This is a genomic window from Nitrospira sp. MA-1, from assembly GCA_032139905.1.
In the GTDB taxonomy this organism is placed as follows: Bacteria; Nitrospirota; Nitrospiria; order Nitrospirales; family UBA8639; genus Nitrospira_E.
This window is the reverse complement of the sequence record JAQJDB010000001.1, coordinates 128766-141203: the sequence shown is the minus strand read 5'-3', so window position 1 is coordinate 141203 and position 12438 is coordinate 128766. Positions and strand designations below refer to the sequence as shown.

General features: G+C 49.7%; 12 protein-coding genes. 4 read left to right on the top strand and 8 right to left on the bottom strand.

Annotated elements, in window-relative coordinates:
* The first annotated feature begins 23 nt into the window (after positions 1–23).
* On the top strand, positions 24–947 hold the full coding sequence (locus tag PJI16_00640) for a DNA ligase (GenBank protein ID MDT3776067.1): 924 nt from the start codon (positions 24–26) through the stop codon (positions 945–947).
* A 183-nt stretch (positions 948–1130) separates the two neighbouring features.
* Here PJI16_00640 and PJI16_00635 read toward each other — a convergent pair whose 3' ends face one another.
* On the bottom strand, positions 1131–1793 hold the full coding sequence (locus PJI16_00635; GenBank protein MDT3776066.1) for a hypothetical protein: 663 nt from the start codon (positions 1791–1793) through the stop codon (positions 1131–1133).
* Between the two features lie 269 nt (positions 1794–2062).
* Complete coding sequence (locus PJI16_00630; protein MDT3776065.1) at positions 2063–2512, bottom strand: tetratricopeptide repeat protein; 450 nt, start codon at positions 2510–2512, stop codon at positions 2063–2065.
* Between the two features lie 610 nt (positions 2513–3122).
* On the opposite strand from PJI16_00630, the gene PJI16_00625 reads away from it, so the two are divergent.
* Together PJI16_00625 and PJI16_00620 are read left to right on the top strand one after the other, a co-directional pair.
* Entirely contained in the window at positions 3123–3584 is a 462-nt protein-coding gene (locus PJI16_00625) for an Hsp20/alpha crystallin family protein (protein MDT3776064.1), read from the top strand.
* 60 nt (positions 3585–3644) lie between these two features.
* Positions 3645–4052 carry an Hsp20/alpha crystallin family protein gene (locus PJI16_00620; GenBank protein MDT3776063.1) on the top strand — a complete coding sequence of 136 codons (408 nt, stop codon included), beginning with the start codon at positions 3645–3647 and terminating at the stop codon, positions 4050–4052.
* 213 nt (positions 4053–4265) lie between these two features.
* Here the strand turns inward: PJI16_00620 and PJI16_00615 are convergent, their stop codons facing one another.
* Both PJI16_00615 and PJI16_00610 read right to left on the bottom strand, forming a co-directional pair.
* Complete coding sequence (locus PJI16_00615) at positions 4266–4541, bottom strand: MoaD/ThiS family protein (protein MDT3776062.1); 276 nt, start codon at positions 4539–4541, stop codon at positions 4266–4268.
* An 85-nt stretch (positions 4542–4626) separates the two neighbouring features.
* Positions 4627–5397, bottom strand: coding sequence for a cyclase family protein (locus PJI16_00610; GenBank protein ID MDT3776061.1), 771 nt, complete (start codon positions 5395–5397; stop codon positions 4627–4629).
* A gap of 198 nt (positions 5398–5595) precedes the next feature.
* Here PJI16_00610 and PJI16_00605 point away from each other — a divergent pair, with 198 nt between their 5' ends.
* A complete protein-coding gene (locus PJI16_00605; GenBank protein MDT3776060.1) occupies positions 5596–5844 on the top strand; it encodes a YHS domain-containing protein in 249 nt (82 codons plus the stop codon).
* Positions 5845–5887: 43 nt separating this feature from the next.
* Here PJI16_00605 and arsS read toward each other — a convergent pair whose 3' ends face one another.
* From arsS to PJI16_00585, 4 genes are all read right to left on the bottom strand, one after another.
* Positions 5888–6904, bottom strand: a complete 1017-nt coding sequence (arsS, locus tag PJI16_00600) for an arsenosugar biosynthesis radical SAM protein ArsS (GenBank protein MDT3776059.1) — start codon at positions 6902–6904, stop codon at positions 5888–5890.
* A 45-nt stretch (positions 6905–6949) separates the two neighbouring features.
* Complete coding sequence (locus PJI16_00595; protein MDT3776058.1) at positions 6950–8155, bottom strand: methyltransferase domain-containing protein; 1206 nt, start codon at positions 8153–8155, stop codon at positions 6950–6952.
* Positions 8156–9306: 1151 nt separating this feature from the next.
* A complete protein-coding gene (locus tag PJI16_00590) occupies positions 9307–10794 on the bottom strand; it encodes an NADH-quinone oxidoreductase subunit N (protein MDT3776057.1) in 1488 nt (495 codons plus the stop codon).
* A gap of 44 nt (positions 10795–10838) precedes the next feature.
* Positions 10839–12434, bottom strand: a complete 1596-nt coding sequence (locus PJI16_00585; protein MDT3776056.1) for an NADH-quinone oxidoreductase subunit M — start codon at positions 12432–12434, stop codon at positions 10839–10841.
* Positions 12435–12438: the final 4 nt, after the last annotated feature.

The window sequence follows — 12438 nt, the reverse complement described above, 5'->3', positions numbered from 1 at the left end:
ATCACCCTTCCCCGAGAGGAGGAATGAGGCAACCCTGTTTCTGGATCATCCCCACCGAACATGCGCATGATCGCTTGGGCATATCGGAGGCAGTCCGCAAGCTACAGAACTGCCTGTTGCCGGCCATCCTCCTGATCATTTTCCTTCCCCTCTCTGTCACACAAGCCGGCACGATACCCGAACTGATGTTGGCTGACATCTATCGGCAGGGTCTTACTCTCAGCCAATACCGGGTCAGCGAAAAACTCGACGGCGTCCGCGCTCGTTGGGATGGAACACATTTGATTTCGCGAGGCGGCAATGTGTTTGCGGCACCGGCATGGTTTACCAAAGGGTTTCCAGCCGTACCCTTGGATGGAGAGTTATGGATAGGGCGAAGCCGATATGAAGAAGTATCGTCCATTGTCCGGACACAACAACCCCATGATGGATGGCGAAATGTGCGCTTGATGGTCTTTGATCTTCCGGCACATGGCGGAACATTTGCCCAACGTGTGCTCGAGATGAATCGCCTCAAGATCGAAGGCAGCGCTCCCTATTTGGGAATCATTGAACAACAGCGGATCGGGAGCGAAGAAGACTTGTTGAAATGGTTGCACACGGTAACCGATGAAGGTGGTGAGGGGTTGATGCTTCACCGGGAAACTGCGTTGTACGCCAGTGGCCGTAGTCAGGATTTGCTGAAGTTGAAATTATTCACTGATGCGGAAGCGACAGTCATTGGATATCGGCCAGGCAAGGGTCAGTTTGCCGGTCAGATTGGTTCACTCAAGGTACGCACCGATGATGGGGTCATCTTCTTTGTCGGAAGCGGGCTCAGTCATGAGCAGCGGCGTCGCCCGCCACCGTTACAGAGCCGGGTCACCTTTCGTCACCAGGGATTGACCGAAAACGGCATCCCTCGCTTTCCGGTTTTCCTACGGATCCGCGATGAGGAACCCCGGTAGCCAAAGTGTTCTTCATACAAGGGTTTTCGATATCCATGGCTTGGCTCTTCATAGATTCATGGGCTGTTCAAAATGGCCGTCCAGCAAGGCCGCAAGCAGGGAGGAGAGGGAGGCGTACCGGGAAGTACGTTGAGCCCTTCGAGCAATGAGAACGCCGCTGGTGGACTTTTTCAACAGTCCCCCTCAGTACCCTTCCCGCTTTACACAGAATTTGCTTAACTCCACGCTATCCCGCTGACATGCTCTTGTCAGGAGCTGATGATGCCCAGGTGAATCGGTGACGGCGACCGAGCCCAATTGTTGGCATCGCCGAATACTGTAGATCACTGCGGCAGCCGTTTTAATCAACCCAAACCCATACTCAAACGCCAGGCTCTCCTGTTCAGGCAACCGTCTTCGGCTCATGGCTTGAAGGGTTTCAACTGTGTAAGGCACGAACTCCCTTTCTGGCTGTTGAAATGCGACCAAGAGTGCAGAGTCAGTCGGGACGGAACTTCGACCTTGGCTATCCTGGGAAAATGCCACCAACCCTCGCTGAAACCGTCGATCATCCTTCAAAGCCTCATGAAAAATCGATCGCCAAAGAGGATCGGCGAGATCCTGATTGACCGCCGCAACCATCGCCCCACTCAGCGGCCCACTGACATTATGCCCTTGGATGATTCTACCGCTCTCTAAAAGATCCGGATAATAATCCCCCATCAGGTCCGGAAACCCTGTTGCTCCCATGAACGGGGTTAATTGCAAGGCCATAAAATCCAGAAAATGGACATGGGAATAGTTCTCCAAAAGCTGATGGAGAGTCTTTTCATGACAAAGGTGAAAGGGATAATACAGCGCATCCATGGGAAGAGAGCCTCGCAAATTTCCCTCAGGGATTTTGAGGTGACTTGAAACCTGTCCCAGGAGGTGACGTGGAAGTAGGACAACCATTCACGGCGCAATTCCGGTTTTAAGAAAAGCTAGGAACAGTTAAGACATGGTATTCTTCCCACCGGTGGAAAACATTCTACCGGGCCTCAGCACAACGTCTGGCTTCAATACGGGAGCAACAGGGATGTCCGTAAACTATGACAACTCCCATGTCTTGCTGGACCTCTCTAGCCGTGAGGATTTCACCCGCCCACATGAGCCTGAAGAATTTGAGATCCGGCAATCAACGGATCAGCCGGAGCCAGTTTCAATGCCTTTTTAAAATGGTTCGTGGCATCACCGTGGTTCCCCAACTTATCCAATGCGAGCGCAAGATTGTAATGAGCTTCCGGAAGGTCAGCATTCGCGGCTATGGCCTTCGAAAAATGTTCTTGGGCCACGTCCCAATGTCCCTGCTGAAAATGGTTGACCCCTTCCTCATTTTCTGCTGCACCGGCGACACCGGCCATTGCCATCAGAGCGCCTTCAACCTGTGGAGTTTCCGCCATGCTCGGAGCTTCGGCCGGCGACATGGTTGTACTTTCCGCTTTGGGTTCCGGTTTCGTTTCTTTTCCGTATTCGCCGGAATCGCATCCACTCCAAACCAACATCATGAGGAACAGTAATCCGAGACCGAAAGATCGCTGATTCATAGTATCCTCCTTATGAAACGGTGAGCGGCCCTCCCGCAGACCGCGAAACACTCCTGAGAAAGGAATACATTCACGATTTGGATTGAACAATGTCAATAGTGGCCATATTGTTCACCCGCATGGTCGTCATGGCCCGAACGCCCATGCACCAACACAAATTCGGTTTACGCAAAGACGTTTTCCAAAAACATTCTCCCTATGTCGGCGAATAATTCCCCCTACGATCAGGACAAGTCTTTTCTTTTTCAGACAAACAGTCACGCCATTACATAGTTTTGTTATTTCTCTTCGGATTCACTAAAAGGCAGGACGGTTGAAGCGAGAGGGTTGCGGTCATGGCTTTCTTCAGGTCAATTACGCCGATTGGGCGCCCTGTGTGTTTCTCATTTTTTCCGCTTTCATTCTTGTTCCTAGCTCAATCTTGTGTACCGAACAATCTCCCACTCCTTTTACGCATTTCCCCAGAAAATTATCGTCCTACTTGACTCCCGGAATTTTGAAATTATTTTATAAGTAACATCGATGCATGTTTGACCTTCGAAGGTATCCCGACGAATTAACAACATTTGGAAGAATGGAGTACGAGAAGTTCAAAGAGGAGGGGTAAGCTATGGTCATTCGAAGATTGGAAAATTGGCCGATCAATGGATTTTCGGGCGGAGTCTCAGAGCTGGACCGGCTACGGAGAGATCTCGGGCACTTGTTCAATGGACTATCCAGGGTGAATGGTTGGGATTCTCCAGCAGGTGTCTATCCGCTTATGAATGTGTCACAGGATAGCGAAAATGTTTATGTTCGCTCGGAAGTTCCAGGCATGACGCTGGATCAACTGGAGGTGTCGGTGACAGGTCGAAATCTTACCGTCACAGGTGAGCGGGCAATTCCGGATGAGCAATCTAATGTGCGATATCATCGTCGAGAACGGGAAGCCGGGAAAATCCGACGACAGTTAACTTTACCCACAGATGTGGACAGTGAGCGAGTGCAAGCAAAATATCAACACGGTATTTTAATGGTGGTCTTGCCTAAATCTGAAAAGGCTAAACCGAAAAAAATCGCCATTACTGGATAAAGATTGAAATGGAAGTGAGGGATGGGGAAGACCCCATCCAATTCAAAGGAGGATGAACACATGACAACACAGACGCAAGATATACAAGTGCGGGATAAACGGGAAGTCAAATCGGATGCGGAACAAACAATCCCTGGTCGGGTATTTTCACCCAATGTTGACATATTTGAAGACGATCAGGCCCTGACAATTGTGGCGGATATGCCCGGAGTACCATCCGAAAATGTCTCAATTGATCTGCGTAACGATGTGCTTTCATTAAGCGGGGTGCCGTCAGTTTCTGTTCCTGAGAAAGAGGAACATGTTTTACGCGAGTACGAGACCGGGAAATATTTCCGCCAATTTACTCTTTCTGAAGTGATTGATCAGGAACATATTGAAGCCAAACTGAATAATGGAGTATTGCGAGTAACTCTGCCAAAAGTGGGGCCTGCCAAACCTCGCAAGATTCAAATCACTGAAGAGTAATCAGATTCCAACATTTGAGGGGAGCCGTTCGAATAAGGCGGCTCCCTTTTTTTGCGTACGTGATCGCTCACCGGGGATGGACGATTTTGAGCCCTTTGACACGCTGACAGGAGGTCCGCCTAAGGTCAGAAGTCCCTGCCAGAAGACTGAAGCCCATGGGGGAACCACTGGAGACTTCGGTTTGCCCAAGCCCATCAACATGGTCATCTAGAATTAGTAATGCGAGAGCGTGAGTCCGCTTTGTCCCATTCCATCGTGAGCGACAATATAGACGGCATCTCCATCGTAGACTTTAGTTTCTTCACTGGCAATTCGTTTATTCACGGTCACCATGACTTTTTTTTCTTTTAACAACTGAAAGATTTCCCGAAGGGGTTTCCCTTGTTTCCTAATCAGTTGCTTTACGGAGATGGAGTCAGCAATCTCGCATCCAAGGGCTCGCTCTCCATCAACGGTTTGCAAATCACCCATTAATGTAATTGTAACCATAGTTTCCTTTTGTTCATCATCAATAATGCCTGTGTATTTGAGAGATCGAGAACATCTTTCGTTCAGGACCTGAAATACACAGCCCCTACGGCACGGTTGCGATAATTCGAACCGGTCCTCCTGAACCGCCTTGAATCTTCATCGGGAGGGCCGTCACGCGAGCGCCTCGAGGTGGTAACCGTCCGAGTTGCGCCACATTCTCCAACGCATAAAGATTCGCTCGACCAAGAATTTGATGAACCGGAAAGTCTCGTGACTGCCCGGCATCTATGCTGGCTGTATCTATGCCAATTCCTAATATTTCCCGTTTCGTCAGCAGAAAGGTTACCGCGCCTGCAGAGAACCCTGGGAAATGGAGTGTGGTGGGATCTTCCGGGGTGGAGCTGCCAAGATATCGGACTTTGTCCGGCCAATATTGTCCAAATCCCGTAAAGAGTAACACAATGGCTTTTGGAGGGATTGGTCCGTAGGAAATTTCCCATTGGGCGATATCGTCAACCTGTAGAGTATAATCCGGGTTTGAATCCACTTGCGCTCGAATATCCAGCAGCACAGCTTCACCTGTTAACTGGCCGACGGGAATTTCATCCAGGCTCCAGCCTGATTCCGAAAAATGGATCGGCGCATCCATATGCGTCCCTCCATGTTCAGAGGCTGAGTACACCGCAGATGCATACCAATAGCCTTGTTGGGTAGGCCCCCAACTTGTTTTCTTCCAATGAAATGGCTCATTCGTAGGCCAGTACACGGTCTGCTCATTAAAGGGATAGGTCAGATCAAGGATTGTGCCCGTAAAGGGAGGGTTCATGGTGCAACCACCCGTTGCGAGAATTATGAGTATGGCTCGAATCAGCATGGACTGCGAAACCTATTGGCCCCAAATAAAGTGGACAGCAACACCAAGAAAATCCTAACAAGTTGAGAAAGGGCACAGCAATGGAAGAATGCCATGCGAATCAACACACTTAGTCCAAAAATCCGCTAACGGACTATGTGGAATCAAACCTGGAAACATGGTACAAAATGCTATCCATCTCAAAAGGCTGATCACACTATGTATAAAATTATAATCATTCTGATTTTATTAGCTGTTCTCTTCTTTATGATTCGCCGGGCGGCACGTGAATGGAGCCAGCCCAAACTAGACCCCGCCACCCCAGGCAAAGACGTGATGATTCAAGATCCCGTCTGTAAAGTGTACGTGGCTACCGGTACGGCCATTGTGCAGGAGCGAAAAGGGAAAAATTATTATTTCTGTAGCCAGGATTGCGCCAGGCATTTCAAGCCGGAAGATGTCACGTAAAAAAGGTATTCGAAAAATCCATGTGGGGGTGCCAGGCCGGAATCTAGGTCAAGGCTCCCCCACAGGATGATCCGGATCCGGCGGTGCACCCAAGACAATGGGGCCCGACCACAATTGAACGATGTTCCCATTCCGACAGATTAAACCGGCCTATCCAGGCCTGGGAATCCGGCTGGATCGGCAAATCCAACATTTGATTGAAATCACAGTCATAGAGGCGCCCGTCCCACCCGACACTCAGCAGAGACCGACACATCAGCCCCTCGACCGCCAATGGATTAAAATTATTCAACAAGAGCGTGTAGTAATGTTCCAGTTGTCCGGCATCGTGTAATTCATCCCAGAAACGACTGATCGGCATATTGGTAATGGTATAGAGCCGGTTAAACTGAATCCCAAATTGCTGCCCCAATTCATCTTTGAAATCTTGCTCAAGTTCGACTTGAGGCGGGGGAAGGACAGGTCCCAAGGGATTATAAACCAAATCAAGCATGAGACCCGAACCGTCTGCTCCATACCCTAAGCCATTGAGAGTTTGCAGTGCGGTTATACTCCGATCAAACACGCCTTTTCCACGTTGCTGATCAACATTGTCTGCTTCATAACAAGGGAGGGAGGCGACGATGTCAACACGATGGTCTGCAAGAAATCGGGGAAGATGTGTTTTCCCCTTGACATAAAACACGGTCAAATTACAGCGGTCGATCACCCTGCGGTCTCGAGCTCGGCATTGCTCAACCAGATACTCAAAGTGTGGATTCATCTCAGGCGCCCCACCGGTGATATCGACCGTCCTGATCTGAGGAGTTCGATCGAGCACGTCCAAGATTTGATCTATGGTGGTTCGGCTCATGCTTTCCGTCCGTTGAGGGCCGGCATCAACATGGCAGTGGTGGCAGGTTTGGTTACAGACCTTCCCGACATTGACCTGAAGCGTGGAAATTACTTGGGCCTTGAGGGGAAGCGAATGATGGAGGGCCAACGCTTGCTCGAACGACGGAGCTATCCATGAAGGTTGAACCGGGGCGACCATGGGGAGAGCTGAAGTTTTCATCGTCATGATGGTCTTAATTCCTTACACACAAATGGCGACTTCACACCGTTCTTAACAACACCCCTCCGAAGTTCCGCAAATGACAGGTTCGGAATGCACCCCATCCCTGGATCGATTGATAGTTGCAAAATAGGGTTGATAAGAATCGGTCTGGAGGACCTTGTATGTTTTCGAACAAATTTCTATCGGCTCACCACATTGATACGTATGGTGGTCGTCGTCACAGACCGCTAGGAACGGTCCGGTCAATACGGCAAACTGTCCCTCCCAGACACAAGGCGCTTCGTCGGGATAGACGGCCCGCATGCGGGGATCTTGAACCGCCAGAGCCACCGGTTTCTCGTCAATAATGAACAGGTCTTGATAGGGAGCTAACGCCAATAATGCAGCCGTCCGTTCGTTGATTTGCTGAGGATGGCCTCGGGTAAATGTTGAACCCAGGTCATCGACCACTTGAGAGAACGGTCCGGTGAGGGTCGCAAAGGTTGAAAAGGGCGTTGTCGATGCCGAAGCCAGTTTATATCCGGTAAGCGTCACAGAGAGGAACTGGATCCCGTCAATCACTCTCCATGGAATGTGATTAACCAGATGAACTCCTTTGAAGCCGGCGTCCCAAAGCCCGCCCCAATAGTCTTTGATGGTGAGGGCGCCGGACAAACAATCGCCCCATTTGGCCTTGTCATAGATTAAGTAATTCGGAATGGGTTGGTCGGCAACAATATCGGAAATGGTGAACCGCCCACCAGGTCGAAGCACGCGATACATTTCCTGAAAGACCTTCCCCTTATCCGGAGCGAGATTAATGACACAATTCGAGACAATGAGATCCACCTGATCGTCATCCACCGGCATGGCGTCGGCAAAGCCCTTTCGAAAATCCACATTCGGCTCCGGATAACCCAGATTTTTGGCAACCATTGGGGCATGCGTACGGGCCAACGCCAACATTTCATCGGTCATATCAATTCCAATGACACGGCCTTGGGCCCCGACTTTCCTGGACGCTTCAAAGCAGTCGATCCCCCCCCCCGAACCAATGTCCAAAACAACTTCTCCCTGTTGAACAGTGGAAAGGCCAACCGGCGTTCCGCAGCCATAGGACACCTTCAAGACCGGTTCCGGAATAAATTGGCCCAAATCCTCATGATTATACCCGGTCGGGCAACACAGCTGCTCACCGTTGGTCACCGCTTTGGCATAGCGTTGACTGACAGTCTGCGTGATAGAATGATTTTGCTCTTCTGTTTCATTGGCCATAGTACCCTCATGAAAATTTGAGTAATCCTGTTCGTTCCTTGCATCCTCTCATCCTGGGACAAGAGCTCACACTCTGATTATCCTGTCCTGACATGCCGATAAATGTTACACATTTTAGCCAGGAAAGAGAACACAGAATGAGATGAGGAGACCGGATTTAAAAAAAATCCCCCTCCCTTGAGAAGACCAAATCAGATAAGAGAGAATAGCTGAAAGTTGGACCCACCACTTTATCTCTGAATTGGTTCAAGGAGGAGAAGGACTCCCCTGCATTTACTCATAAAATTAGGCAAAGTTTCTAGGGATTGACTGTGTCTTTACGAAGTATGTTCGAAAAACGTGTGATATAGCGAGAACGGAAATTCACTCCATGGCCCTTGTTCCCTGCCCTGAATGTCACAAAGAGGTCTCGACCGAAGCTCGGGCATGTCCTCAATGCGCTTTCCCTTCTCCTGGGAAACACGCATTGGAGGAGGAGCGTGCAGCCGGCCTACATACCTGTCCACAATGTCACGGTTTGGTCTCGCCGGACGCCCCCGCTTGCCCATATTGCCGGGTGGCACTAACGGGAGGACAGGTGCACCAGGAGGACAATGGGGAATCAATCCAGGAAACACTGGTCTGTCCGCACTGCCGAGCATCCTATATCCATACCAGAAAAGTTCCCACATCGGTAAAGACAGATGACAAGTCACAAGCTAAGACACCCTCATTCACACCAAGGAAACCGGTAGCCCCAAAAGACCCACGAGAACGTCAAGTGGAACCTCTCCGAAAAACCACAGCACTTCTAGGACCCCGAAGACCCTCTGCATTGTGGCAAGACCCATCGGGTTCACAGAAAGTCGCTCCCCCCCGTTTTCCGCGTAGCAAAAGAAATTCGATCCTCATAGGTCTAATCCTCCTGGTGATTGTGACCTTATCCGTTGTGTTCGGGGCCATTTGGCAACTCAATGGACTCAATCCCCTGGAAACCATCCTTTCCTGGCGAATGTAACTCCACCGGATTTCCATTTTCGCAATACTTCATCAATATCCTCACCCCCGACTCACATTATTTCCTCTCAAGGAGGTCATGGGGAAATATTGGAAAAGTGATTGCGCTCGTCAATCAGGGAAGGAGGAGGAAGGCGAAAACAACACGCTAGCGATTATCCGCCGGGAAGAAGAGAGGCGGCCGCGGTGGGGCCTGCAATATTGGAGAACATGAGGGAGGCACCGACGACCCAGTCAATAAACGGGCCGGGGTACACACCCAACAGCACAGTTCCGGCAATACCGACGTACACCGCAACTTTGATCGGCATGGACGCATGAATTGGCGAAGGATCAGTGGGTTCGTTGATGTACATTTTTTTAACGACAATCAGATAGTAGTACATGGAGATGACGATATTGATCAGTCCCACAACCAGGAGCGTATACAGCTCTTCCTTCATTGCCGCAATAAATAAATAGATTTTACCGATAAACCCGGCAAGCGGAGGAACTCCAGCCAGCGATAACAGGAAGAGCAACATGGCCGCAGCCAAGAATGGGGAGCGTCGATTCAGACCATTGTAATCTTCTATTTCGTCGCTTTTCATGACCTGACTGACGGCAATGATGACCGCAAATGCTCCCAAATTCGCAAAAAGATATGTCAGGAGAAAAAACATGATCGCATCGCTGCCTTGTTTCGTCCCTGCGGCTAATCCGATCATGATATTTCCGATTTGGGCAATGCCGGAATAGGCCAACAGTCGCTTAATATTCTTTTGGGCAATGGCCACGATATTGCCGTAGGTCATCGAGAAAATGGATGCGACAACAAATAACAACGCCCACATCGGCTTGAATGAAGCCAAAGACACATAAAACATCCGGATAAGGATAGCCAATGCTGCAGCCTTCGGCGCAATGGAGAGAAAGGCCGTGACAGGAGTCGGCGCACCTTGATAGGTGTCAGGAATCCAGGCATGAAAAGGGACTGCGCCGATTTTGAATCCCAGAGCGGCAAAAATCAAAATGTAGCCAATCGCTAACCCATAACTTCCAGGAGTGCTGGTCATTTCAGAGAAAATCAAGGTCCCGGTTTCGCCATAGACCAAACTGATGCCATAGGCCAATAATCCCGCCGCAAATATCCCTAAAATGAAAAACTTGAGTCCGGCTTCCGATGAGCGTTGGTCATCTCTGAGATAGGCGACCAGCACATAAAATCCAAAAGTTGAAAATTCCAGGGTGACAAAGACGGAGAGAAGATCATTGGACGAAACCATGAACATCATGCCCAGGGCCGACATGACGACCATGACATAATACTCGCCTCGGAAAAACTTGAAGTCCTGCACAGAATCCATCGACATAAATAGAACAAGGACCGTGGCGCCCACAATAATGAGCTTAAAGACAATGGCCATCTGATCCAGCACGAACATGTTTTTAAACAAGGCGCCTGTGGTTCCGGCTTGATCAAATCCCAAAAGGATCAAACCGGTGACCGCCATCCCCGCAATACTCAGATAGGCCAATTGTTGGTGGGTCAAGCGTTTCAGCGAAAAATCCATGGCAAGAAGGAGGCTCAACCACAACGTGAGAAAGATCTCAGGCAGAAGCAGGAGCAGATCAGCGACGGAAAGGTCAAGTTGAAAGGTCATTGCAAGTATTTAGAAAGTCATCAGAAGGTTCAATGGTATAGTGCTTAGGGCAAAAAGCCTTTGGTGCTTTGGGTTATGAGTGGGGCCACATGATTAATGCGGTCTACCATGGGTTCAACCGTTGACCGTACCACTTCATAAAAATGCCCGGGGAAAATCCCAAGGGTAATGCTACAGACTATTAAAAGAAGCAAGGGCATGCGATCCACCCAATGTCTGGCATCACTGGCATGGGCATATTCAGGATCTAATTTTCCGTAAAACAGCCCTCGCATCATTTTGAACATATACGCAAGGGTCAGAACGATGCCGAGCACAGCCACGAGAACCTGGAAAGGATATTTATCCCAACTCCCCACAATAATCATAATTTCAGCAATGAAATTTATCGTGCCCGGCATGCCGATGGAGGCCATACAGCCGACAATAAAGGCTCCGGCAATAAACGGCATCTTCTCAACGAGACCGCCCAAAGAGGGAATGTCTCGTGAATGGGTTTGGTCGTACACCCAGCCAGCCATGGCAAACAACATGCTGGTGGCCAGGGCATGGGCAAACATATAAATAACGGCTCCGGATAGACTGATGTAACTCAATGCGGCCATGCCCAGAAATATATAACCCATATGGCTGGAGCTGGAATAACCAATGACGTATTTGGTGTCTTTGGCGAAATAAGACACCAGTCCCCCATAGACGATGGAAAAAACACAAAGGACAGCCGCCACCCACATCCACTCGCGCGTCGCATCGGGCAAGATTTCAAAGGCCACACGAATAATCGAAAAATGCCCGAGTTTCATTAACACACCAGCATGCAGCATGCTGGTTGCTGCCGGTGCAGCGGCATGCCCGACGGGGGACCAGGAATGCAAGGGCCATATCGGGGCGATAGAGGCAAATCCAAAAAAGATCAGAAACCAAATTAGCGTGGCGACGTTGTCAGAAAAATGAGCCTGTTCACGCAACACCACAATGTCAAAGGTGTGGAGACCGGAAAGATGGTAAATGAGCAGGATCCCCATCAAGGCCATCACCGCCCCCGCAGACAGGAACAGGACCAGTTTCATGGCTGCGTATTCTTTGCTGTTGGATCCAAAGTTGAAAATAAATCCTATGGAATCCCGAAGCTTTCGCTCTTCGGGATTGGTCATGGCGAGATACCCCTTGGTATGACTTCCCCACAGGCCCAGTAATAAATACATGGGCAACACCGACATTTCATAGAAGAAATAGAGGAAAAAGAGGTCCAACGACATGAAAACCCCAATGGTCGCGGCCGCAAGGATCAGGAGGAACATGTAGAACTCTTTGGTCCGGTCCTTGATGTGCCACGAAACAAAGATGCCCGCAAACAACAAGATTGCGGAGGCAAAGACCAGTGGGCCGCCGATTCCATCCACCCCGAGGTAAAAGGCAATTCCTAATTCTTCAGACCAGACATACCGTTGAACAAATTGAAATCCACCCTTCGTCGTGTCGTAGGCTAAAAAGATATAGAATGAGGCCAGAAGGGAAATACCCGCAGAAATCGCCGCCGTCATTCGCACCAGGATGGCTTCCTGCCGAGGAACGAACATCAATGCAATGGCGCCGAAAAAAGGCGCAAAGAGTATGATGAGTAAGGAATATTCACCCATAATA